A 20,833-nucleotide genomic window follows, 5' to 3' on the forward strand; every position below is an offset into this window, starting at 1 on the left:
CTCCAGGTCCGCCCGGCTGAGCCGGGCGGTGTCAAAAACGCTAGGTGTGAATCAGATTCGGCGCGCAAGTTCCTCGGCGCGGCCCAGATAGCTCGCCGGGGTCATGGCTTTCAGGCGGGCCTTCTCGTCGTCCGGGATGGCCAGGCCGTCGATGAAGACCGCCAGCGTCTCGCGCGTCATGCCGCGCTGGCCGCGGGTCAGTGCCTTCAGCTGCTCGTACGGGTTCGGCACGGCGTAGCGGCGCATTACGGTCTGGATCGGCTCGGCCAGCACTTCCCAGTTGGCGTCGAGGTCGTCGAGCATCGCCTGACGGTTCACTTCCAGCTTGTTCAGACCCTTCAGCGCCGAAGCGTAGCCGAGCAGGGCGTAGCCGAGGCCGACACCCATATTGCGCAGCACGGTCGAGTCGGTCAGGTCACGCTGCCAGCGCGAAACCGGCAGCTTCTGGCTCAGATGCGTCAGCAGCGCGTTGGCCAGACCGAGGTTGCCTTCGGAGTTCTCGAAGTCGATCGGGTTGACCTTGTGCGGCATCGTCGACGAACCGACTTCGTTCTTGTTGACCTTCTGCTTGAAGAAGCCCAGCGAGATGTAGCCCCAGATGTCGCGGTTGGCGTCGATCAGGATGGTGTTGACGCGTGCGAACGTGTCGTATAGCTCGCTCATGTAATCGTGCGGCTCGATCTGGATCGTGTACGGATTGAAGGTGATGCCGAGGCTTTCGACGAAGCGGTGACAGAAACCTTCCCAGTCGAAGCCCGGGTACGCCGACAGGTGGGCGTTGTAGTTGCCGACCGCGCCGTTGATCTTGCCCAGGAGTTCGATCTTTTCCAGACGCACGAGCTGGCGTTCGAGGCGGAAGGCGATGTTGGCCATTTCCTTGCCCATCGTCGTCGGCGTCGCCGGCTGACCGTGGGTGCGGCTCATCATCGGGGCGTCGGCGAGTGCGTGCGCCAGTTCCTTGAACTTGGTGACGATCTCTTCGATGCGCGGCAGCAGCACGGTTTCGCGCGCGGCCTTGAGCATCAGCGCATGGCTGAGGTTGTTGATGTCTTCCGAGGTGCAGGCGAAGTGGATGAACTCGCTGGCGGCCGACACTTCGGCGTTGCCCGACAGGCGTTCCTTCATCCAGTACTCGACCGCCTTGACGTCATGGTTGGTCGTGCGTTCGATCGTCTTCACCTCGAGCGCGTGCTCCGGGCTGAAGCGGCTGACGAGTGAGTCGAGCTCGGCGATCGTCGCGGCCGAGAACGGCTTGATTTCGGCGATCGCCGGTTCGGCGGCAAGCGCCTTGAGCCAGGCGATTTCGACGGTGACGCGGCTCTTGACGAGCGCGTACTCGGAGAAATGCGGGCGCAGGTCGGCGAGTTGCTTTTCGTAACGGCCGTCGAGCGGGGAAAGGGCGGTCAGTGCAGACAATTCCATGGCGGAGCACACAAGCGGTTGAATCGAACGGGAAATTCTATCACAGACCGCGTGACCGCTCCGTGGCACGCAGGCAGCGGCCGGTTTGCCGTTCGTGCTCCGGTCGCGGCCGCCCGTCGGTGCTTGCTGCTTTGCAGCAGACTGCTGTTGCAAGCTCTGGTGTCGCGGATGCTGCATTGCAATGCGTCCGGAGGATGACAGCACAACAAGGGCCATCGAAAATGGTCCGCTAAGAACGGAAAAAACAAGGATGGAGATCATGGACCGGATTACGCACCTCACGCCCGATTGGCAGGGCTGGATTTCCGACAACCTGCAGCGCGGGTGTACGCCGAAGTCGCTGGTCGAGGTGATGGTCGAGAAGAATTTCGACCCGATGTTCGCCAACGCGGTGGTGTTCCAGTTGTCGAGCAGCGGTACGTCGCAAGTGCAGCAACCGGCCGCCAGTGCTTATCAGTACGAGACGCCGCGCTTCAACCACGCCGGCAATGTGATCCGTACCGCTGATCGCGACGTGCGCATCGTCAGCCGTATTGGTCAGCCGGTCATCGCGGTGCTCGACGGGCTGCTGTCGCCGGAGGAGTGCGACGAACTGATCCGCCAGTCCGAACGCAAGCTCGAGCGCTCGACCATCGTCGATCCGCAGACCGGCAAGCACGAGGTGATCGCCGACCGGACCAGCTTCGGCACGTTCTTCACGCTGAACGAAAACGACTTCATCGCCAAGCTCGATGCGCGCATCGCGGCGGTGATGAACTGGCCGATCGAGAACGGCGAGGGCATCCAGATCCTCAATTACAAGACCGCGGGCGAGTACAAGCCGCATTACGATTATTTCCCGGTGGCCGATCCGGGCAGTCAGGCACATCTGGCCAACGGCGGCCAGCGCGTGTCGACGATGGTGATGTACCTGAACGATGTCGACGCCGGTGGCGAGACGATTTTCCCGGAGCTTGGCGTGTCGGTGGCGCCGAAGAAGGGCAGTGCGGTGTATTTCGAGTACACCAACAGCCACAGCGATGTCGATCCGCTGACCCTGCACGGCGGTGCACCGGTGACCGAGGGCGAGAAGTGGATCGCGACCAAATGGATGCGCCAGCGCCGCTTCGGCTGATCGGCTCGATGACCGGAAATTGAAAAAGCCCCGCATTGCGGGGCTTTTCATGGCCGACGGATCAGCACTGGTGCGGTTGCTGCGGCTCGAGCGACAGATCCCAGAACGCGGCCTCGATCTTGTGGCCGTCCGGATCGTGGACGAAGCAGCCGAAGTACGGCTCCCCGTACTCGGGACGCGGACCGGGCGCGCCATCGGCGGTCGCGCCGGCAGCCAGTGCTGCGTCGTAGAAGGCCTGAACGGCTGCCGGATTGGCGGCGGTGAAGCCGATGTGGGTGCCGTTGCCGACGTTGGCGGCGGCCCCGTTGATCGGGGTCTGGATCCAGAACTCCGGATATTCACGGCCGTAGCCGGCCGCACCGGGAAACTGCTCGAGGCGTTTGCAGCCGAGGGCCGGCATGACTGCGTCGTAGAACGCGGTCGCGCGTTCGAAATCGTTGGTCCCGAGCGAGACGTGTGACAACAGGGGGAGGGCGATGTGACTCATCGGACATTCCTTGCTGGTTGGGTCAGTCTTCGAGTGTGCCATTGTCATTCGGTTCAAAACAGGTCTTGCTGCTGCGCGGGCCGGCCAAGAATCTGCGCGTCGACGCGGTCATCGGCAAAGTGCAGCGCCACCTGATCGCCACGGGCCAGCTCGCCGGCGTTCTGGACCACGCGGCCGTCGGGCCGTTCGACCAGCACATAGCCACGTGACAGCACTGCGTGCGGATTCAGCGCCGCCAGCCGCGCTGCGAGTGGATCCAGCCGGCGCTGGCCGGTTTCGCCGCTGCGTGCCGCGGCTTGTGCCAGTCGGCGTTGCAGTTCGGCGAGTCTTTGGGTGTGCGGTGCGATTTGCGGCTGGCGGTGCGTCAGGCGCAGGGCCAGCCGTTCGAGTCTGGCGTGCCGGTCGGCCAGTTGCCGCGAACTGGCCTGGCTCAGCCGCAGCATGAGCGAGGCCAGCCGGTCGCGGCGCTGCGCCAGCGCGTCGCCCGGATGACGCAGCCGCCGGCCGAGCTGGTCGACGAGCTGCATCCGCGAGTGGATGCCGCGTTCGAGCTCCCTTTTCAGGCGTGCGGCCTGCTGGTCCAGCCGCATCAGCCATTCGTCGCGATTCGGGCTGGCCAGTTCGGCGGCAGCCGTCGGCGTCGGGGCACGAACGTCGGCGACAAAATCCGCGATGGTGAAGTCGGTCTCGTGGCCGACGCCGGACACCACCGGCATCGGGCTGGCGGCAATGGCACGGGCGACGACTTCCTCGTTGAACGACCACAGGTCTTCGAGGCTGCCGCCGCCACGGCAGACGATCAGCGTGTCGACTTCGTTGCGCTTGGCTGCGTTGCGGATCGCCGCGGCGATGTCGTTGGCCGCAGTGGTGCCCTGCACGGCGGTCGGATAGATGATGACCGGCAGGCCGGGATGGCGGCGACGCAGCGTGGTCAGCACATCGCGCAGCGCGGCGGCCTTGGGCGAGGTGACGATGCCGATGGCCCGCGGAAACGCCGGCAGTGCGCGCTTGGTTGCCGCGTCGAACAGACCTTCGGCGGCAAGCTTCTTTTTCAACGCCTCGAACGCTTCGAACAGGTTGCCGACCCCGGCCGGCCGCATGGCTTCGATGGTCAATTGATAATCGCCGCGCGCTTCGTACAGCGACACCACCGCGCGCACCTCGACCTGCAGGCCTTCCTTGGGCTGGAAATCGAGCAGGGCGGCGCGGTTGCGGAACATCACGCAGCGCACCTGGGCACCGGCGTCCTTCAGGCTGAAGTAGCAGTGACCGGAGTCGTACCGTTTGAAATTGGATATCTCGCCGGCGATCCAGCGGATCGGAAATGAGCCTTCCAGTAAGTCCCGAACCTGGCGGTTGAGCTCGGTGACTGTAATGACATTGGCGCTTGACTTTTGGGAAAACATCGTCCGTTTTGCTCCTGTAATCCACAGAGGCCGCACTACGGCTGGCTTTGTGCCGATTGCCGGGAGTGTAGTTGAGGTTTATTTCTTAACTTGATGAAAATATTGGATATTTATCCGTTTTTGTGCGGTGCGATGGCAAGGGCGTGGTGGTAGTGGGCACAGTCCGGTGCCGTTACGCAAGGCTTTGTGCACATTTTTATCCACAGCCTGTACGTAAGCCGTCGGCTGTCAGAAATCACCGCTGCGATCCGGGATCGAATATGTTAATGCCGCACCACTGACCCCGGTTCACATCCTCCGTTGAGGCATCCGCATCGCGGTGCCGGCGGTGCTGGAATGTCCGCTCGCACGGCCGTTGTTGCCAGCCCGCAGCGGCAGGGCGCATTGCGGCTTTCCCGTTGTCGCCAATCCCGATACAGTTACGCGGTTTTCCGCATGCCTACACTGGGTTGATTCGCACATGCTCGCCATCATCGAGGCCGCCGGTTGGCCGATCTGGACCATTATCATCTGTTCCGTCACCGCGGTGACGATCATCATCGAGCGCTTGCTGTCGCTGCGCAAATCGGTGGTGCTGCCCGAGGGGCTGCTGGCCAAGTCGGTGCAGGAGTATCGCAGCAACGGTGTTTCGCCGGACATGCTCGGTAAACTGGCAGCCTCAAGCCCGCTCGGCCGCGTTCTGGCCGCCGGCCTCAAGAATGTCAAAAGCTCGCGCGACATCATGAAGGAATCGATCGAGGAAACCGGTGCCGCCGTCGCGCACCAGCTCGAACGCTATCTGAACACGCTCGGCACCATCGCTGCCGTCACGCCGCTGCTGGGCCTGCTGGGCACCGTCATCGGCATGATCGAGATTTTCGGCGCGCAATCGCCGACCGGGGGCAACAACCCGGCAGTGCTGGCGCACGGGATTTCGGTCGCGCTGTACAACACCGCCTCGGGCATCATGGTTGCGGTGCCGGCGCTGATGTTCTACCGCTACTTCCGCGGCAAGATCGACGACTTCATCGTCGAGATGGAGCAGCAGGCGATCAAGCTGGTCGAAGTCGTTCACGGCGACCGCAGCTGAGGACCGGACGATGAAATTCCGCAAAGGCCGCCACCGCGAGGAGCCGGAGATCAACTTTATCCCGTTGATCGACGTGATGCTGGTGATCCTGATCTTCCTGATGGCGACGACGACGTACTCGCGTTTTGCCGAGCTGAAGATCAACCTGCCCACCGCCGACGCCGAAAAAGTCGTCGAGATGCCGCAGTCGATCCAGATCGCCATCTCGGCTACCGGCCAGTACAGCATCAACAATCAGGTCACGACCTTCGGCGGTCAGGAGGCGTTCGCAGCTGAGCTGCGCCGCGCGGCCGGTGGCAACAATGACCCGATGGTCATCATCAACGCCGATTCGCAGGCAACGCACCAGACCGTCGTCAACGTGATGGAGGCCGCGCGGCTGGCCGGATACAGCAAGCTGACGTTTGCCACGCAGACCGGGAAGTAAAAGGTCGACACACACGACAGAACGGGGCCGATGCCCCGTTTTGCTTTTTCGCCGCCCGAAAAGGGCACAACGGGGACCACGCATGAGCTTGCCCGAACGCATCTGGTACGGCACGCACCCGCTGAAGTGGGCACTGGCGCCACTGTCGCTGCTGTTTGCCGTGATTGGCGTGTGCCGGCGCTGGCTGTTCCAGCGCGGATTCAAGCGGGTCGAGCGTCTGCCGGTGCCGGTAATCGTCGTCGGCAACCTGACCGCGGGCGGCACCGGCAAGACACCGCTGACGGCGTATCTGGCTCGCGAGCTGGTTGCGGGCGGCTTTCGCCCCGGCATTGTGTCGCGCGGTTACGGCGGCAAGGCCGAAGGCCCGACGCCGGTCGGTGCCGACAGTGATCCGGCGCAGGTCGGCGACGAGCCGGTGCTGCTGGCCCGCGCCGCCGGCGTACCGGTCGTCGTCTGCCGTGATCGCGCTGCCGCCGGCCGGGCGTTACTGGCCGCACATCCGCAGGTTGACGTGCTGTTGTGCGACGACGGCCTGCAGCACTACCGGCTCGGCCGCGACGTTGAACTGTGTGTTGTCGACGGCATGCGTGGTTTCGGCAACGGCTGGCAATTGCCGGCCGGACCGCTGCGCGAGCCGCGGTCGCGTCTGGCCGGTGTCGACGCGGTGGTCGTCAACGGCGGCACTGCCGACGTCCTGCATGCGCAGCAATTCGATATGCTGCTGCCTTCGCAGCAATTCAAAATGATATTGCAGCCCGGACGGCTGTACCGGCTGGACGACCCGACGATCACTCGTGACGCCAACGACTTGGCCGGCGAAACGCTGGCGGCGGTCTGCGGCATCGGCAATCCGGCCCGCTTTTTCGCGACGCTGGCCGGGCTCGGACTGACGTTCAGCCGCCATGCCTTCGCCGATCACCATGCCTACGCCGTGGACGACCTGCCGGCCGGGATGCTGGTGACCACCGAGAAGGATGCGGTCAAACTGGCCGCACGGCCGGACATCAGGGTCGACGGTGCTAGAATCTGGGTTTTACCGGTCAACGCCATGCTGTCCCCGGATCTGGGGCAATGGCTCGCAACAAGGCTGCAAAATGGACGCAAAGCTGCTTGAAATCCTCGTCTGCCCGGTCTGCAAGGGCCCGCTCGTCTTCGACAAAACGAAGCAGGAGCTGGTCTGCAAGGGCGACCGACTCGCATACCCGATCCGCGACGGCATCCCGGTGATGCTCGAAGGCGAGGCGCGCGAGCTCGATCCGACCGAAGAAGTCGGCGGCTGAGCCGCGGAGCGCGTGATGAACTACACGGTGATCATTCCGGCCCGGCTCAAATCGACGCGGCTGCCCGACAAGCCGCTGGCCGACATCGGCGGCAAGCCGATGATCGTTCGGGTCGTCGAGCAGGCGCTGCAGGCGAATGCCAAGATGGTCGTGGTCGCGACCGACGACATGCGCATCCAGGATGCCGTGGCGCTCGCGGGCTACGCCTGTGTGCTGACGCGCGCCGATCACCCGTCGGGGACCGACAGGCTGGCCGAAGCGGTCGACCGGCTCGGTCTGGCCGACGACGAGATCGTCGTCAACGTGCAGGGCGACGAACCGCTGATCGATCCTGCGCTGATCGATGCCGTTGCCGCAACGCTGGCCGCCGATCCGGCACTGCCGATGGCGACTGCCAGTCATGCGATCGGTTCGGTTACCGATTTTCTCAATCCGAACGTCGTCAAGGTCGTCACCGGCGCGACGGGTCGGGCACTGTACTTCAGCCGTGCGCCGATTCCGTGGCCGCGCGATGCGTTTGCCGGTGATCGCAGCGCGCTGCCGCTGGATGTCGTGCCGCAGCGGCATATCGGCATCTACGCGTATCGCGCCGGATTCCTGCGGACTTACCGCGATCTGTCGCCTTCGCCGCTCGAAGGGATCGAAGCGCTGGAACAGCTGCGGGTGCTGTGGCATGGTTACGGCATCGGTGTTCATGTTGCAGCGCACGCACCGGCTGCCGGCGTCGATACGCCGGAAGACCTCGAACGCGTGCGGCAACTGCTGGCACAACAGAATTACTAACCACTAAAAACAGAGACCACGATGAAACTGATCCTCCTCGGCGCGCCCGGCGCAGGCAAGGGCACGCAGGCGAACTACATCAAGGAAAAGTTCGGCATCCCGCAAATCTCCACCGGCGACATGCTGCGCGCGGCGGTCAAGGCCGGTACGCCGCTGGGCCTTGAAGCCAAGGCGATCATGGATGCGGGCGGTCTGGTGCGTGACGACATCATCATCGGTCTCGTGAAGGAACGCATCAAGGAAGCGGACTGCGCCAACGGTTTCCTGTTCGACGGTTTCCCGCGCACCATTCCGCAAGCCGAAGCGATGCGCGAAGCCGGCGTCGACATCGACTACGTGGTCGAGATCGCCGTGCCGGACGAAGCCATCGTCGAACGGATGGCCGGCCGCCGCGTGCACCCGGCCTCGGGCCGTAGCTATCACGTCAAGTTCAACCCGCCCAAGGTTGAAGGCAAGGACGACGTGACCGGCGAAGACCTGATCCAGCGCGCCGACGACGTCGAAGAAACCGTGAAGAAGCGTCTGGCCGTGTACCACGAACAGACTGCGGTGCTGGTCGGTTTCTATGGTCAGCTGGCTGCATCGGGCGACGTGAAAGCGCCGAAGTACGTCAAGGTCGACGGTGTCGGCGCGGTCGAAACGATCCGTGACGACATCTTCAAGGCGCTGGTCTGATCGACTGCGCCTGGCCTGCAACGCCCCGCCCAGCGGGGCGTTGTCGTATCTGCTGCCGGAATCCCGATGCGCCTTTCCATCCTTCTGCCTTACTTCAATACGCCGTGGCCGCTGCTGCGGGCGCAGCTCGACTCGATCGCGGCCGCCGACCTGCGCAGCTTTACCGCTGTGGAGCTCGTACTCGTTGACGACGGTTCGGCACCGACGCTGGCCGATGCGGTCGACGCGTGGGCAGGCAGGGCGCCGTTCACTGTGCGTCACCTGCGCCACGATGGCAATCGCGGTCTGGCCAATGCGCTGAACACCGCAATGGCCGAGGCGACGGGCGACTGGCTGGCGTTTGCCGACGGCGATGACCTGACGCACCCGCAGCGCTTTGCGGTGCAGGCGGCTTATCTGCTGGCGCATCCCGATCTGGTCGCGGTAGGGGCCGACATGATCGAACTGGCGCCGGACGGTACGCGCGGGCGATGCAGGCGTTTTCCGGTCGACGATGCCGCGATCCGCGTCGAGCTGCTGTTCTATTGTGCGATGGCCCAGCCGGCACTGATGCTGCGTCGCACCGCGTGGGCGGCGCTCGACGTCTGGCGCACGCCGGGCACCGGCATGGCCGAGGACTGGGATTTCTTCATCCGGCTCGCCGAATGCGGGCGGCTCGGCAATTGCGGCCAGGCGCTGGTCGACTACCGGCTGCACCCGGCGCAGATGACCGCCACGCTGTCGGCGGCAGCGCCGCACCCGGCCGTGCTGGCGCTGTGGCGGCGCCAGCTGGTCGCGATGGGGGTGAGCGTCGACGACGGCCTGCTGGCGGTCCACGCCGCATTGTCACCGTACTGGCTGTGGCCATACGGTGATGTGGAATGGCGGCCGGCGCCGCCGGAGATCGAGCGCTGGCGCGCTGCGCTGCTGAGGGCCAACCGCGTCAGCAGCCGCTATGCCGAAGCGGCGCTGCAGGCGCGAATCGATGAGCTGCTGACGACGGATCGGCGCTCCGCCTTGCGTGATGTCACGGGACCAGAGCGCCTGTTTGACAGTGCGTGACGATCATCGGGTGGATTTTGTTTGCTTTGGCTTGCATACCGCACTGCAACGTATAACAGAAATACGTCAGCGAATAGACGGGGTGAGCGATGAGCAAGCAGAGCAGGTACTCGGGCGAGATGATGCTGCCGCAGCAGATTCTCGCCTACCCACAGGCGTGTCCGGGCTGTCGTCGTACCTACGGCAGCTATGACGCTTTCCTTGAGCAGACCGCGGAGGCCGAAGCGCCCGTACCGGTCGATGCGCTGGCCGGTTCGGTCTGCCACTGGCGCCGCTGCCGCTGCGGCGAGGTGATGCAGACCTGTCAGGTCGAGCGCCGCAGCCACAGCGATCTGCGTGGCGAATTCGACTACGTGCTCGACGCGCTGACGGCCCAGGGCATGCCGCACGAGGATGTCAGGCTCGAACTGCGCAAGGTGATGCGCGGTGATCCCGGCGAATTGCTGAACTGGCTTTACCGTTCGGTGGCGTAAGGCTCGAAGCCGGACTGCTGCACTACAACCAGTCGGCGCCGGGCAGCTCGGCGAAGACGCTGCGCAGCCCGCATCCCCAGGATGCACGGAGCTGGTTGAAGTACGGATCGTCGGCGGTGATGCGATACGGGGCAGCGGGCGAAAAGCGGTCGCGGTGATGCTGGAGCAGGTCGATCGGCAGTCCGACCGACAGGTTGCTGCGTATCGTCGAGTCGAACGAGATCAGCGTGCACTTGGCGGCATCCGCCAGTGGCGTGTCGTACCGGATCACGCGATCGATGATCGGCTTGCCGTACTTGGCTTCGCCGATCTGGAAGTACGGCGTGTCCTCGCTCGCCTCGATGAAGTTGCCCTGCGGGTAGACGTTGAACAGCCGTGGCGCTTCGCCGCGGATCTGCCCGCCGACGAGGAAGGAGCCGCCGAAGTCGACGCCCTGTCCGGCGCCGGCTTCGCTGGCGTCGCGCGTGATGACTTCGCGCAGTGTTGTGCCGACGAGTTCGGCGGCCTCGTACAGCGAGCGCACCGACTGCAGGCTGGCACCGTCGCCATTGCATCGTGCCCGCAGCAGGCTGACGACGCTCTGTGTCGTTGCCAGATTGCCGGCATTCAGCAGCACGATCAGCCGTTCTCCCCCGGTTTCGAAGACGTGCATCTTGCAGAAGGTGGCGATGTGGTCGACACCGGCGTTGGTGCGCGAGTCCGAGGCGAACAGCAGGCCATGTGCGAGATTCATGCCGACGCAGTAAGTCATGGTGTCGTCCCTATTGGGATTGGGCTTGCGCTGCGAGGCCAATCCACGTGTGTGAATCCATGGTTTCGGCTCCGCCGCCGCGACGCAGCCCGCGTACCGGCCCGGCCTCGAGGTAGTCGAGGCCGACCGCCAGCCGCACGTAGCGCTCGTCCGGGCGGCAGGCGTTGCTGACGTCGTAACCGTACCAGCCATCGCGGCACCAGGCCTCGGCCCAGGCATGGCTGGCAATGTGGTGGCCGTGTTCGGTGTACAGATAGCCGCTGACATAGCGCGCCGGTACGCCGAGTACGCGGCAGGCGCTGACGAAGGCATGCGCGTGGTCCTGGCAGACGCCGGCGCCGAGTGCGAAGCCCTGCGCAGCCGTGGTCGTACTGTCGGTGGCACCGGAGGTGTAAGGCATCCGGTCGAGCAGGTCCGCCATCAGGTCCGACAGTGCCGGCGCACCGTGGCGGCCGATGTGGTCGCGGTAACGCCCGGCGAAGCCGCGGAGCGCATCGTCGGGCCGGGTCAGCGGCGTATTGCGCAGGAAGGGCAGTGGCGAACGTGCTTCGTGGCGCGGGGCATCGCGCCCGCCGGTGTCGATCGTGCCGCAGGCCAGCAGGCGGATTTCCTGATGCCGGCCGGACAGGCCCAGCAGGTGCTCGACGTTGCCGTAACCGTCGCGACCGGCGCTGGCCGGTGCCGGCAGCTGCAACTGCCAGTCGAGCACCTGCTGGCCGCTGTCGCTTTGCGGCGTCAGGCGCAGCAGCTGCATGCTGTACTGCACCGGTTCGGCGTAGCGGTAGACGGTTTCGTGCTGGATCGCGAGCTTCATGGTGCGCGCTCAGGCTGCCTTGAGATAGGCATCATAGATCCGCTCGCCCAGGGTGTTGATGTCGATGAGCCGCTGGTTCAGGTAGTCGTGCAGGCCGAACCGGAGAATCTCGTCGGCGCGGACGAAGTGCAGCTCGTTGCGGATGGCGTTGGCATCGCGCTGCGCCACGCGGCTGTCCTCGCCCTCGATCTGCGCGAGGATCTTGCAGATCGCCTCCATGCTGGCGCGCAGCGAGCGCGGCAGCCGGGGGGACAGCAGCAGCAGCTCGGTGACCGATTGTGCGTTCGGCGGCTCGCGGTACAGCTCCAGATACGCTTCGTACGCCGACAGCGCGCGCAGCAGCGCACTCCATGCGTAGAAGTCGTCGACGCCGTGGCCGCTGTCCATCAGGCTGGCCTTCACGTCGAGCAGCCGCGCGGTGTTGTCGGCGCGCTCGACGAAGGTGCCGAGCCGGACGAAGGAATAGGCGTCGCCGCGCAACACGGTGCCGTAGGCGACACCGCGGAACAGGTGCGAGCGCTCCTTGACCCAATCGAAAAATTCGCCGACGTTGACCGCAGAAGGCAGCTTTTTGGCCTGAAGCCACGTGGCGTTGATGTTCTCCCACATCTCGACCGGAATCTTGCCGCGCACCGCGTGGGCGTTCTCGCGCGCCAGTTTCAGGCAAGAGACGATGCTGGCCGGGTTGTCGCGGTCGAGCGCCATGAAGTCGAACAGCGTCTGCGCGCTCAGCGTGTCGTGGCGGGCGTTGTACTGCTTCAGCGTTTCGGTGATCACCAGCGGTGCGCTCATCTCGGCGCGTGCGCCTTTCGACTGCGGCAGCAGCGACAGGCTGAAGCTCACGTCGAGCAGGCGGGCCAGGTTCTCGGCACGCTCGAGGTAACGGCTCATCCAGTACAGGTGGTCGGCGGTGCGGCTGAGCATCATGATGGTTTCTCCCCGTTGTTGCAGACTAGGCTTCGAGTACCCAGGCGTCCTTGGTCCCACCGCCCTGCGACGAGTTGACGACCAGCGAGCCGCGCGTCAGCGCAACGCGCGACAGCCCGCCCGGGACGATGCGCACGTCCTTGCCCGACAGCACGAAGGGCCGCAGGTCGATGTGCCGCGGGGCGATACCCTCGTCGACGAAGGTCGGGCAGGTCGACAGCGCCAGTGTCGGCTGCGCGATGTAGTTGGCCGGATCGGCAAGCAGCCGGGCGCGGAAGTCGTCGATCTCGCTGCGGCTTGCCTTCGGCCCGATCAGCATGCCGTAGCCGCCGGCGCCGTGGACTTCCTTGACGACCAGCTCTTCCAGATGGGCCAGCACGTGAGACAGTTCGTCGGGTTTGCGGCATTGCCACGTCGGTACGTTGTTGAGGATCGGTTCCTCGCTCAGGTAGAAGCGGATCATCTCCGGCACATAGGGATAGGTCGACTTGTCGTCGGCGACGCCGGTGCCGACCGCATTGGCGAGGATCACGTTGCCCTTGCGGTACGCCGACAGGAGGCCCGGTACGCCGAGCATCGAATCGGCGCGAAACACCAGAGGATCGAGGTAAATGTCGTCGATCCGCCGGTAAATCACGTCGACCTGACGCGGTCCGGCGGTGGTGCGCATGTAGACGCGATCCCGCTCGACGAACAGGTCGCGGCCCTCGACCAGCTCGACACCCATCTGCTGTGCGAGGAAGGCGTGCTCGAAATAGGCGCTGTTGTAATGCCCCGGCGTCATGACGACGACGGTCGGATTGTCGGCGTGCGTTGCCTCGCGCAGCGTATCGTGCAGCAGGCTCGGATAGTGTTCGACCGGTGCGACGGCATAGTGGGCGAACAGCTCCGGGAACAGCCGCATCATCATCTTGCGGTTTTCGAGCATGTAGCTGACGCCGGACGGGACGCGCAGATTGTCCTCGAGCACGTAGTAGCCGCCGTCGGCATGGCGGATCACGTCGACGCCGGCGATGTGCGCGTAGGTGTGGTGCGGCAGGTCCAGCCCCTGCATCGCTACCTGATACTGGTTGTTGACCATCACCTGTTCGGCCGGCACCAGCCCGGAGCGCAGGATGTGCTGCTCGTGGTAGATGTCGTGCAGGAAGGCGTTCAGCGCCGCGACGCGCTGCCGGAGGCCGACTTCGAGCGTCTGCCATTCGCTGGCCGGCAGGATGCGCGGAATGGTGTCGAACGGAATCAGCCGCTCGGACCCGCTGTCGTCACCGTAGACGGCGAAGGTGATGCCGACGCGGTGGAACAGCAGTTCGGCTTCGTGACGGCGCTGGCCCAGCGTTTCCGGCGATTGCGCGGTCAGCCACTGGAGGAAATCGCGATAGTGCCCGCGCGTCTCGCCGTCGTCGGCGAGCATCTCGTCAAAGCAGCCGGCAAGCGGGGGATGGATTCTGTGCATGGCGTGCTCCTGACTCCTGGCTACCGCTGATGTCCAGCAAAGAGCGTGCCCGGAACCTGCCGGCGCTTTGACTGGCCTCGCGGCCGATTGCAGCAGGGTTGGTGCCCCGTCATGGTGCGCACGACAACGCGGCGCACAGGGATTGCCCCATGTCGGAAACTCCCGATGGCCCGGGCTGCTGCACTGCGCCAAATTAATAGGAAGAAACCCAGCTCGGAGCCGGCCATGCCGAAGAATGCGCTTTACGCCCAATCGGGCGGTGTTACCCCGGTCATCAACGCCTCTGCCTACGGTGTCATCAGCGCCGCACGGCGCCACCCCGACGTGATCGGCACCGTTTACGCCGCACAGAACGGCATCCTCGGTGCGCTCGACGAGGTGCTGATCGATACCGCTCAGCTGAGCGATGCCGACCTCGCCGCACTGAAGACGACGCCCGGCGGCGCCTTCGGTTCGTGCCGGCACAAGCTGCGCCACGGCGCCGAGCTGACGCGGCTGTTCGAGCTGTTCGCCGCCCACGACATCGGCTACCTGTTCTACAACGGTGGCGGCGACTCGGCCGACACCTGCCTCAAGGTCGCCGAATTCGCCCAGTACCACGGTTACGACCTGACCGCGGTGCATGTGCCGAAGACCATCGACAACGACCTGCCGCACAGCGACTGCTCGCCGGGCTTCGGTTCTGTCGCCAAGTACGTCGGTACCGCGATTCGCGAAGCCGGCCTCGACGTCGCGTCGATGGCGGCCAGCTCGACCAAGGTGTTCATCCTCGAAGTGATGGGCCGCCATACCGGCTGGATCGCCGCCTCGGCCGGCCTTGCCGCGCAGGACAACGACGCTGCGCCGCACCTGATCCTGACGCCTGAAGTCGCGTTCGAGCCGGGTCGCTTCCTCAAGGCAGTGAAGGAAACGATTGCCCGCGTCGGCTATTGCACCATCGTCGCCGCCGAAGGCACGCGTGACGCCAAGGGTACCTTCCTGTCCGAAGCCGGTGGCGCCGATGCGTTCGGCCACATCCAGCTCGGCGGGGTCGCACCGATTCTCGCCAAGCTGATCAAGGACGAACTCGGCCACAAATGCCACTGGGCCGTTGCGGACTACCTGCAGCGCGCGGCACGACACATCGCCTCGGCGACCGATCTGGCGCAGGCGATCGCCGTCGGCGAGGCCGCGGTCGAATTCGCGGTCAAGGGCCAGCGCAGCGTGATGCCGGCGATCATCCGCGAAGACAGCGAGCCGTACCGCTGGCGCATCGACGCCGTGCCGCTGCACGACGTTGCCAACCGCGAAAAGCCGCTGCCGCGCGAATATCTCGACGCCGACGGCTGGCGCCTCTCGGCCGAAGGCCGTGCCTACTTTGCACCGCTGATCGTCGGCGAGGCCCCGCCGCCGTTCGTCGACGGGCTGCCGGCCTATCCGCGCTGGCAATTTTCCCATCTGCCGAAAAAACTGATTCCGTTCGAGCGGGGCTAAGCGCTAGGGTAAGGGGATGATCGCCGCGATCCTCTCCTACGTCTTGGCCGCGCTGCTGGCGCTGCTGCCGATTACCAATCCGCTGTCGGCGGCACCGCTGGTGCTGTCGATCACGGCCGACCTTTCCGACGAGGAACGGCAGCGGCAGCTCAAGCGCGCCTGCATCTACATGGCCGCGATCCTGATCACCTTCCTGCTGCTCGGGGCGCTGATCATGGATTTCTTCAGCATCTCGATTCCGGGCTTGCGGATCGCCGGCGGGCTGATCATCAGCTACCTCGGATTCCGGATGCTGTTCCCGCCCGAGAACGGTACGCTGCCGAATGCCGCCAAGCAGGAGGCCAAGCGCAAGCAGGACGTCTCGTTCACGCCGCTGGCGATGCCGTCGCTGGCCGGTCCGGGGTCGATCGCCGCGGTGATCTCGCTGTCGTCGACGATCCACAACAGCACGGTGCTGCCACTGTGGCTCGGTTATACGTCGGTGTGCGTCGGCATCATGCTGACCGCGCTGATCAACTGGCTGTTGCTGCGCGTTGCGTTCAAGCTGTACTGGAAGCTCGGCGAAACCGGTCTCAACGCCATCGCCCGATTGATGGGCTTCTTCCTGATCTGCATCGGCATCCAGTTCTTTATCGACGGCATCGCCGGCCTGCTGCGTGATCCGTCGTTCTGGCCGGGCGCTGCAGGCTGAACGGGCTGCCCGCAATGAAAAAACCGGCCTCGAGGGGCCGGTTTTCGTTTACCGGAACAGCGCGTCGAATCCCAGCGGCACGCCGGTGCGTTCGGCGATGTCATGACGGCTGACGCCGGGGGCGAGCTCGAGCACTTCGACACCTTCCTCACCGACCTGCAGCACGCCCAGATCGGTGATGATCAGGTCAACCACCCTGAGCCCGGTTAGCGGCAAGGTGCATTGCGGCAGGATCTTGAATTCCTCGCTGCCGTCCTTTTTCTTCGCGACGTGTTCCATCAGCACGATGACCCGGCCGACGCCGGCGACGAGATCCATCGCGCCGCCCATCCCCTTGACCATCTTGCCCGGGATCATCCAGTTGGCGAGGTCGCCGGATTCGCTGACCTGCATCGCACCGAGAATGGCGAGGTTGATCTTGCCGCCGCGGATCATCCCGAACGAGTCGGCCGAGCTGAACGTCGCCGAGCCGGGCAGGGCGGTGATCGTCTGCTTGCCGGCATTGATCAGGTCGGCGTCGATTTCATCCTCGGTCGGGAACGGGCCGATACCCAGGAGTCCGTTTTCCGATTGCAGCCAGACGTCGATCCCGTCCGGAATGTAGTTGGCGACCAAGGTCGGCAGGCCGATGCCGAGGTTCACGTAAAAGCCGTCCTTCAGCTCCTGTGCCGCACGGGCAGCCATCTGTTCGCGAGTCCAGGGCATGTCAGTCTCCTTGGCGCGTGGTGCGCTGTTCGATGCGTTTTTCCGGCAGCGGGTTGTGGACCAGCCGGTGGACGAAGATGCCCGGCGTGTGGATTTCGTCCGGATCGAGTTCGCCGGCCTCGACGATGATCTCGGCCTCGGCGACGGTGATCCGCCCGGCGGTGGCGACGTTCGGGTTGAAGTTGCGCGCGGTGCGGCGGTAGACGAGGTTGCCGGCGGTATCGGCTTTCCAGGCCTTCACCAGTGCGATGTCGGCGACCAGCGCGTGCTCGAGGATGTGCAGCACGCCGTTGAACTCGCGCACCTCCTTGCCTTCGGCCACCAGCGTGCCGTAACCGGTGCGGGTGAAGAAGGCCGGGATGCCGGCGCCGCCGGCGCGCAGCTTCTCGGCCAGCGTGCCCTGCGGGGTGAACTCGAGCTCGAGCTCGCCCGCGAGGTACTGGCGCTCGAATTCCTTGTTTTCGCCGACGTAGGACGAAATCATCTTCCGGATCTGGCGCGACTCCAGCAGCTGACCGAGGCCGAAGCCGTCGACGCCGGCGTTGTTCGAGATTGCCGTCAGATTGCGCACGCCGCTGTCGCGCAGCGCGGCGATCAGCGCTTCGGGAATGCCGCAGAGGCCGAAGCCGCCGACGGCGACGGTCTGGCCGTCACGGACGATGTCGGCCAGCGCGCTGGCGGCATCAGGATAAAGCTTGTTCATGGTGTTCCTCCTTGAAGGCGGGAGCAGGTGAGGTTTGTCGTTCGAAATGAGCCGGTAGTGTCAACTGTCATCAGTGGGGGCGGGGCCGGCGGAGTCGACAAGGCCTCGCTGGCATGGCGTACGAAGCGCAGACAGTACGAACAGGTACGGCAAGCAAGTACAAAGCAACCAGCGGGGTTTTGGCGGATTCCGCCTATTGGGCGGCCCAGCCGCCGTCGATGTTCCACGCCGCCCCGCGCACTTGCGCCGCCGCATCGCCGCACAGGAACAGCGTCAGCGCGCCGAGCTGTTCGGGTGTGACGAAATCGCCGGAAGGCTGCTTTTCCAGTAATAGCGCTTTCTGCTCGGCGGCGAAGTCACGGCCGCTCCGGCTGGCGCGGCTGTCGATCTGCTGGCGGACCAGCGGCGTCAGCACCCAGCCCGGGCACAGTGCGTTGCAGGTGATCGCGGTATCGGCCGTTTCGAGCGCGACCGCCTTGGTCAGCCCGACCAGACCGTGCTTGGCGGCGACGTAGGCCGACTTGTTGGCCGATGCGACCAGACCGTGCACCGAGGCGATGTTGACGATGCGGCCCCAGCCGCGCGCCTTCATGCCCGGAATCGCCAGCCTTGTCGTGTGGAATGCCGACGACAGGTTGATCGCGAGGATCGCGTCCCATTTTTCGGGCGGAAAATCGTCGACCGGCGCCACATGCTGGATGCCGGCATTGTTGACGACGATGTCGGCGCCACCGAATTCGGTGGCCGCAAAGCGCATCAGCGCCTCGATTTCCTCCGGCCGGCTCATGTCGGCGCCGTGATGACGGACCTTGACACCCAGGCGCTCGATCTGGCCGACCGCCGCCTCGACGTCGCCGAAGCCGTTGAGCAGCAGGTTGGCGCCGTTCTGCGCCAGCGTTTTGGCGATGCCCAGACCGATGCCGCTGGTCGAACCGGTGACCAGGGCGGTTTTGCCTTTGAGTGCGCTCATAAAAATCTCCTTAAGAGCGACTAACAAAATCCAGTGGAACGGTGCCGGCAAGGCGTACGAAGCGCAGGCAGTACGAGTAGTACGGCAAGTGAGTACAACGCAGCCAGCAGGATTTTGTTAGCCGGTCTTAGACCAGTCCGGTCAGGTAGTAGGTGGCGATGACGACAAAGACCGCGGCGGTCTTGATTACCGTGACGGCGAAAATGTCGCGGTAGGACTCGCGGTGGGTCAGGCCGGTGACCGCAAGCACGGTGATCACCGCGCCGTTGTGCGGCAGCGTGTCCATGCCGCCGCTGGCCATCGCGACGACGCGGTGCAGCACTTCGAGCGGGATGCCGGCGGCCTGGCAGGCAGCGATGAAATGCTCGGACATTGCGGCCAGTGCGATACTCATCCCGCCCGATGCCGAACCGGTGATGCCGGCCAGCGAGCTGACGGTGACCGCAGCGTTGACCAGCGGGTTCGGAATGCTTTGCAGTGCCTCGCGGATGACGATGAAGCCCGGCAGCGCGGCAATCACAGCACCAAAACCGTATTCGGACGCGGTGTTCATCGCCGCGAGCATGGCGCCGCCGATCGCGGTCTTGGTGCCTTCGGCGATCTTCTGCTTCACGGTGCCGAAAGCGGTGACCAGCACGAAGACGATGCCGAGGATCAGTGCGGCTTCGACCGCCCAGATCGCGGTGATCGCCGGAATCGCCGTCGTCACCGGCTTGGCCATGCCCGGCAGCGCCAGCACGTGTTCCTTGCCGTACCAGAGCGGAATCAGCTTGGTGAAGGCGAAGTTGGCGACGCCGATCAGCACCAGCGGCGCGATCGCCAGCCACGGCGACGGCAGGCGGCTGGTGTCGACCGGTTCGGGCTCGTTGACGAGGCTGGTGCCGTAGCCTTCGCCCTTGGCCTGCAGCGAGCGGCGGCGCCAGTCGAGGTAGGCGATGCCGACGATGATGATGAAGATCGCGCCGATCACGCCCAGCGTCGGCGCGGCCCACGTGGTGGTCTTGAAGAACGTTGTCGGGATGATGTTCTGGATCTGCGGCGTGCCCGGCAGCGCGTCCATCGTGAACGAGAAGGCGCCGAGTGCGATCACGCCCGGAATCAGCCGCTTCGGAATCTGGCTCTGCCGGAACAGCTCGGCCGCAAACGGGTAGACGGCGAAGACGACGACGAAGAGCGAGACGCCGCCGTAGGTCAGCAGCGCACAGACGACGACGATGACGGTGATCGCCCGGCTGGCGCCGATCCAGCGGATCACCGCGGCGACGATGGCCTTGGAAAACCCCGACAGCTCGACCAGCTTGCCGAAGACCGAACCGAGCAGGAAGACCGGGAAGTAGAGCTTGATGAAGCCGACCATCTTTTCCATGAACACGCCGGAAAAGACCGGCGCCACCGCCGACGGGTCGGTCAGCAGTACCGCGCCGAGCGCGGCGATCGGGGCCATCAGGATGACGCTGTAGCCGCGGTAGGCGGCCAGCATCAGGAAAACCAGTGCGGCCAGTGCAATGACGAATGCCATGAATGCTCCTCCAGTGGATGTGTGCGAACGGTGGTGATCGTGCCCCTGTCACCACGCGTCGCGCCGGCAGCCGGCACGGAAGCCCCGTGCTGGTGCGTTACCGGTATAGAAGCAGACTCCGTGCCAAGCAGTAGTCAGCGTGCAGGCCGCGTCGACGCTGGCGTTTCGTCCGGAAGGTTCGACGGCGTGTCTCCGGATGTAGACGGATCGTAGCGGTCGCGTGCATGAAAATAGCCATTGAAATCAGTGGCGTTCTCGTCAATCTGGCGAAAGTCTCTGCCTAGAGACGGTTGTCTCGAATTGGAGAATGTCGTCATTGCTTGCGTGGCGCTGATTCCACGCAGCTTGAATGATGCTGTATATCCCCATCGCCGCCATGAGGGTATTGGCGCGTTCTGCGTCAGATGTACTTACGTTCGTTAGATAATTTCTTTCGTTTATCTTTAATTTATTGACTAGAAAAATTCGCAGTGTTGATAATCGCCGACTTGCCTTTTACTTTCATATCCGCCGATGGACCTCTCCAGCCTGCTCGCGTCATTCGCCGCCGCGTTCAATCAGGACCAGCGCCTGTTGTCGCTGCACTTCGCCGAAGGTCGCGGGCCGGTGCCGGAGACGCTGCTGCCGCACGTGCTCGACGGTGAAACAGC

22 protein-coding genes are annotated in these 20,833 nt (G+C 64.6%); 11 read left to right on the forward strand and 11 right to left on the reverse strand.

The annotated features are described in order from the left end of the window. Positions 1-51: 51 nt before the first annotated feature. A complete protein-coding gene (purB, locus tag JMJ54_RS18030) occupies positions 52-1,422 on the reverse strand; it encodes an adenylosuccinate lyase (RefSeq protein ID WP_203539925.1) in 1,371 nt (456 codons plus the stop codon). 259 nt (positions 1,423-1,681) lie between these two features. On the opposite strand from purB, the gene JMJ54_RS18035 reads away from it, so the two are divergent. Beyond that, a complete protein-coding gene (locus JMJ54_RS18035; RefSeq protein WP_203539926.1) occupies positions 1,682-2,536 on the forward strand; it encodes a 2OG-Fe(II) oxygenase in 855 nt (284 codons plus the stop codon). 61 nt (positions 2,537-2,597) lie between these two features. Here JMJ54_RS18035 and JMJ54_RS18040 read toward each other — a convergent pair whose 3' ends face one another. Next, positions 2,598-3,023 (reverse strand): VOC family protein, encoded by a 426-nt coding sequence (locus JMJ54_RS18040; RefSeq protein WP_203539927.1) that lies wholly within the window; start codon positions 3,021-3,023, stop codon positions 2,598-2,600. A 53-nt stretch (positions 3,024-3,076) separates the two neighbouring features. After that, the gene (xseA, locus tag JMJ54_RS18045; protein ID WP_203539928.1) at positions 3,077-4,429 is read right to left on the reverse strand and encodes an exodeoxyribonuclease VII large subunit; all 1,353 of its coding nucleotides are present in this window, start codon (positions 4,427-4,429) and stop codon (positions 3,077-3,079) included. Positions 4,430-4,889: 460 nt separating this feature from the next. On the opposite strand from xseA, the gene JMJ54_RS18050 reads away from it, so the two are divergent. From JMJ54_RS18050 to JMJ54_RS18085, 8 genes are all read left to right on the forward strand, one after another. Beyond that, positions 4,890-5,498, forward strand: coding sequence for a MotA/TolQ/ExbB proton channel family protein (locus JMJ54_RS18050; RefSeq protein ID WP_203539929.1), 609 nt, complete (start codon positions 4,890-4,892; stop codon positions 5,496-5,498). A gap of 10 nt (positions 5,499-5,508) precedes the next feature. After that, positions 5,509-5,925 (forward strand): ExbD/TolR family protein, encoded by a 417-nt coding sequence (locus JMJ54_RS18055; RefSeq protein ID WP_203539930.1) that lies wholly within the window; start codon positions 5,509-5,511, stop codon positions 5,923-5,925. An 82-nt stretch (positions 5,926-6,007) separates the two neighbouring features. After that, positions 6,008-7,039 carry a tetraacyldisaccharide 4'-kinase gene (lpxK, locus tag JMJ54_RS18060; RefSeq protein WP_203539931.1) on the forward strand — a complete coding sequence of 344 codons (1,032 nt, stop codon included), beginning with the start codon at positions 6,008-6,010 and terminating at the stop codon, positions 7,037-7,039. Next, positions 7,020-7,205 carry a Trm112 family protein gene (locus tag JMJ54_RS18065; protein WP_203539932.1) on the forward strand — a complete coding sequence of 62 codons (186 nt, stop codon included), beginning with the start codon at positions 7,020-7,022 and terminating at the stop codon, positions 7,203-7,205. Before lpxK ends, JMJ54_RS18065 begins: the two co-directional genes overlap by 20 nt. A 15-nt stretch (positions 7,206-7,220) precedes the next feature. Then, positions 7,221-7,988, forward strand: coding sequence for a 3-deoxy-manno-octulosonate cytidylyltransferase (gene kdsB, locus JMJ54_RS18070; protein WP_203539933.1), 768 nt, complete (start codon positions 7,221-7,223; stop codon positions 7,986-7,988). Positions 7,989-8,009: 21 nt separating this feature from the next. Continuing rightward, positions 8,010-8,663 (forward strand): adenylate kinase, encoded by a 654-nt coding sequence (gene adk, locus JMJ54_RS18075; RefSeq protein WP_203539934.1) that lies wholly within the window; start codon positions 8,010-8,012, stop codon positions 8,661-8,663. A 66-nt stretch (positions 8,664-8,729) separates the two neighbouring features. After that, on the forward strand, positions 8,730-9,704 hold the full coding sequence (locus JMJ54_RS18080) for a glycosyltransferase family 2 protein (RefSeq protein WP_203539935.1): 975 nt from the start codon (positions 8,730-8,732) through the stop codon (positions 9,702-9,704). An 89-nt stretch (positions 9,705-9,793) separates the two neighbouring features. Next, on the forward strand, positions 9,794-10,177 hold the full coding sequence (locus JMJ54_RS18085) for a hypothetical protein (protein WP_203539936.1): 384 nt from the start codon (positions 9,794-9,796) through the stop codon (positions 10,175-10,177). 22 nt (positions 10,178-10,199) lie between these two features. Here the strand turns inward: JMJ54_RS18085 and JMJ54_RS18090 are convergent, their stop codons facing one another. Genes JMJ54_RS18090 through JMJ54_RS18105 form a run of 4 tightly spaced genes read right to left on the reverse strand, consistent with a single transcriptional unit; the run spans position 10,200 to position 14,122 of the window. Continuing rightward, positions 10,200-10,928 carry a proteasome-type protease gene (locus JMJ54_RS18090; RefSeq protein ID WP_203539937.1) on the reverse strand — a complete coding sequence of 243 codons (729 nt, stop codon included), beginning with the start codon at positions 10,926-10,928 and terminating at the stop codon, positions 10,200-10,202. A 10-nt stretch (positions 10,929-10,938) separates the two neighbouring features. After that, positions 10,939-11,742 carry a transglutaminase family protein gene (locus JMJ54_RS18095; RefSeq protein WP_203539938.1) on the reverse strand — a complete coding sequence of 268 codons (804 nt, stop codon included), beginning with the start codon at positions 11,740-11,742 and terminating at the stop codon, positions 10,939-10,941. A 9-nt stretch (positions 11,743-11,751) separates the two neighbouring features. Beyond that, on the reverse strand, positions 11,752-12,669 hold the full coding sequence (locus JMJ54_RS18100) for an alpha-E domain-containing protein (RefSeq protein ID WP_203539939.1): 918 nt from the start codon (positions 12,667-12,669) through the stop codon (positions 11,752-11,754). A gap of 25 nt (positions 12,670-12,694) precedes the next feature. Further along, positions 12,695-14,122: a circularly permuted type 2 ATP-grasp protein gene (locus tag JMJ54_RS18105; protein ID WP_203539940.1), complete on the reverse strand. Its 1,428-nt coding sequence runs from the start codon at positions 14,120-14,122 to the stop codon at positions 12,695-12,697. A gap of 225 nt (positions 14,123-14,347) precedes the next feature. On the opposite strand from JMJ54_RS18105, the gene JMJ54_RS18110 reads away from it, so the two are divergent. Next, the gene (locus JMJ54_RS18110; protein ID WP_203539941.1) at positions 14,348-15,595 is read left to right on the forward strand and encodes a 6-phosphofructokinase; all 1,248 of its coding nucleotides are present in this window, start codon (positions 14,348-14,350) and stop codon (positions 15,593-15,595) included. Between the two features lie 16 nt (positions 15,596-15,611). After that, complete coding sequence (locus tag JMJ54_RS18115; RefSeq protein WP_203539942.1) at positions 15,612-16,286, forward strand: MarC family NAAT transporter; 675 nt, start codon at positions 15,612-15,614, stop codon at positions 16,284-16,286. 48 nt (positions 16,287-16,334) lie between these two features. On the opposite strand, the gene JMJ54_RS18120 is transcribed toward JMJ54_RS18115, so the two are convergent. From JMJ54_RS18120 to JMJ54_RS18135, 4 genes are all read right to left on the reverse strand, one after another. After that, a complete protein-coding gene (locus JMJ54_RS18120) occupies positions 16,335-16,991 on the reverse strand; it encodes a 3-oxoacid CoA-transferase subunit B (protein ID WP_203539943.1) in 657 nt (218 codons plus the stop codon). Between the two features lies 1 nt (position 16,992). Beyond that, a complete protein-coding gene (locus JMJ54_RS18125; RefSeq protein ID WP_203539944.1) occupies positions 16,993-17,694 on the reverse strand; it encodes a CoA transferase subunit A in 702 nt (233 codons plus the stop codon). Between the two features lie 193 nt (positions 17,695-17,887). Then, a complete protein-coding gene (locus tag JMJ54_RS18130; RefSeq protein WP_203539945.1) occupies positions 17,888-18,664 on the reverse strand; it encodes a 3-hydroxybutyrate dehydrogenase in 777 nt (258 codons plus the stop codon). A gap of 127 nt (positions 18,665-18,791) precedes the next feature. Continuing rightward, positions 18,792-20,183 carry a GntP family permease gene (locus tag JMJ54_RS18135; RefSeq protein ID WP_203539946.1) on the reverse strand — a complete coding sequence of 464 codons (1,392 nt, stop codon included), beginning with the start codon at positions 20,181-20,183 and terminating at the stop codon, positions 18,792-18,794. Positions 20,184-20,833 lie beyond the last annotated feature (650 nt).

The organism is Jeongeupia naejangsanensis (assembly GCF_016865585.1).
Classification (GTDB): Bacteria; Pseudomonadota; Gammaproteobacteria; order Burkholderiales; family Chitinibacteraceae; genus Jeongeupia; species Jeongeupia naejangsanensis.

What these genes read in the sequence shown, in the direction of transcription:
- purB (WP_203539925.1), bottom strand. Translation starts at nt 1,422, where the DNA reads ATGGAATTGTCTGCACTGACCGCCCTTTCCCCGCTCGACGGCCGTTAC.
- JMJ54_RS18035 (WP_203539926.1), top strand. Translation starts at nt 1,682, where the DNA reads ATGGACCGGATTACGCACCTCACGCCCGATTGGCAGGGCTGGATTTCC.
- JMJ54_RS18040 (WP_203539927.1), bottom strand. Translation starts at nt 3,023, where the DNA reads ATGAGTCACATCGCCCTCCCCCTGTTGTCACACGTCTCGCTCGGGACC.
- xseA (WP_203539928.1), bottom strand. Translation starts at nt 4,429, where the DNA reads ATGTTTTCCCAAAAGTCAAGCGCCAATGTCATTACAGTCACCGAGCTC.
- JMJ54_RS18050 (WP_203539929.1), top strand. Translation starts at nt 4,890, where the DNA reads ATGCTCGCCATCATCGAGGCCGCCGGTTGGCCGATCTGGACCATTATC.
- JMJ54_RS18055 (WP_203539930.1), top strand. Translation starts at nt 5,509, where the DNA reads ATGAAATTCCGCAAAGGCCGCCACCGCGAGGAGCCGGAGATCAACTTT.
- lpxK (WP_203539931.1), top strand. Translation starts at nt 6,008, where the DNA reads ATGAGCTTGCCCGAACGCATCTGGTACGGCACGCACCCGCTGAAGTGG.
- JMJ54_RS18065 (WP_203539932.1), top strand. Translation starts at nt 7,020, where the DNA reads ATGGACGCAAAGCTGCTTGAAATCCTCGTCTGCCCGGTCTGCAAGGGC.
- kdsB (WP_203539933.1), top strand. Translation starts at nt 7,221, where the DNA reads ATGAACTACACGGTGATCATTCCGGCCCGGCTCAAATCGACGCGGCTG.
- adk (WP_203539934.1), top strand. Translation starts at nt 8,010, where the DNA reads ATGAAACTGATCCTCCTCGGCGCGCCCGGCGCAGGCAAGGGCACGCAG.
- JMJ54_RS18080 (WP_203539935.1), top strand. Translation starts at nt 8,730, where the DNA reads ATGCGCCTTTCCATCCTTCTGCCTTACTTCAATACGCCGTGGCCGCTG.
- JMJ54_RS18085 (WP_203539936.1), top strand. Translation starts at nt 9,794, where the DNA reads ATGAGCAAGCAGAGCAGGTACTCGGGCGAGATGATGCTGCCGCAGCAG.
- JMJ54_RS18090 (WP_203539937.1), bottom strand. Translation starts at nt 10,928, where the DNA reads ATGACTTACTGCGTCGGCATGAATCTCGCACATGGCCTGCTGTTCGCC.
- JMJ54_RS18095 (WP_203539938.1), bottom strand. Translation starts at nt 11,742, where the DNA reads ATGAAGCTCGCGATCCAGCACGAAACCGTCTACCGCTACGCCGAACCG.
- JMJ54_RS18100 (WP_203539939.1), bottom strand. Translation starts at nt 12,669, where the DNA reads ATGATGCTCAGCCGCACCGCCGACCACCTGTACTGGATGAGCCGTTAC.
- JMJ54_RS18105 (WP_203539940.1), bottom strand. Translation starts at nt 14,122, where the DNA reads ATGCACAGAATCCATCCCCCGCTTGCCGGCTGCTTTGACGAGATGCTC.
- JMJ54_RS18110 (WP_203539941.1), top strand. Translation starts at nt 14,348, where the DNA reads ATGCCGAAGAATGCGCTTTACGCCCAATCGGGCGGTGTTACCCCGGTC.
- JMJ54_RS18115 (WP_203539942.1), top strand. Translation starts at nt 15,612, where the DNA reads ATGATCGCCGCGATCCTCTCCTACGTCTTGGCCGCGCTGCTGGCGCTG.
- JMJ54_RS18120 (WP_203539943.1), bottom strand. Translation starts at nt 16,991, where the DNA reads ATGCCCTGGACTCGCGAACAGATGGCTGCCCGTGCGGCACAGGAGCTG.
- JMJ54_RS18125 (WP_203539944.1), bottom strand. Translation starts at nt 17,694, where the DNA reads ATGAACAAGCTTTATCCTGATGCCGCCAGCGCGCTGGCCGACATCGTC.
- JMJ54_RS18130 (WP_203539945.1), bottom strand. Translation starts at nt 18,664, where the DNA reads ATGAGCGCACTCAAAGGCAAAACCGCCCTGGTCACCGGTTCGACCAGC.
- JMJ54_RS18135 (WP_203539946.1), bottom strand. Translation starts at nt 20,183, where the DNA reads ATGGCATTCGTCATTGCACTGGCCGCACTGGTTTTCCTGATGCTGGCC.